Genomic DNA, 713 nt, shown 5'->3' with positions numbered 1-713 from the left:
GCGGGCGGCGTCGAGATCGCGGTCGGCCAGCCACCGCACATAATTGCGGTAGGGCGCCGCCGCGGGCAGCCGCTGCCCCTGATACCCGGCAAAGATCTCCCGCAACACAATCGGCATCGACCAGCCATCGACCACAATGTGGTGATTGGTCAACACAAACCGATACCGATCCCCACCCACACCGATCAACACCGCCCGAAACGCCGGTGGGCACCCCAGATCACACACCGCCGCACGCTCAGCCGCACACACCCGCCCAACCTCGGCCTCAACACCCGACTCGTCCAAGCCCCCATCCAGCTCGACATAACGCCACACCGCCACCGGCTCAGCCGGAATCACCTGCACCGGCTCATCGAACTGCGCACAAAACCGGGCCGCCAGATTCGGGTGCCGGCGGACCACCGTGTCCAGCGCGTGCCGGAGCCGGCGCGGCTCGACCGCACCGGTCAGGTGCAGATCGAGCTGTACGGCGTACACATGGTCCTCGGCGGAGGCGGCACTGGCGTGGAAGAGCAACCCGCGCTGAATCGGGGTCAGCGGCAACACATCGGCGATGCGCTGCTGCCCCGCCAACTCATCGAGCTCACCCTGACTCAACCGCACCGGCACAATATCCGACGGCGTCAACCCACCCCCACCGCCGCGCACATGCGCACAGATCCCACCCAACGCCGCAAACCACAACTGCGCCAACCGCGCAACCCGCTCAC

General features: G+C 67.0%; 1 protein-coding gene. It reads right to left on the bottom strand.

What is annotated here, in order from left to right:
• A partial coding sequence (locus A5645_RS04720) for a condensation domain-containing protein (protein ID WP_155767849.1) occupies positions 1-713 on the bottom strand: 713 nt, incomplete at both ends.

Origin of the sequence: Mycobacterium asiaticum (genome assembly GCF_001673635.1) — a bacterium.
GTDB lineage: Bacteria > Actinomycetota > Actinomycetes > Mycobacteriales > Mycobacteriaceae > Mycobacterium > Mycobacterium asiaticum_C.
The sequence above is the reverse complement of the archived record's forward strand: the minus strand, read 5'-3'. Positions and strand labels throughout refer to the sequence as shown.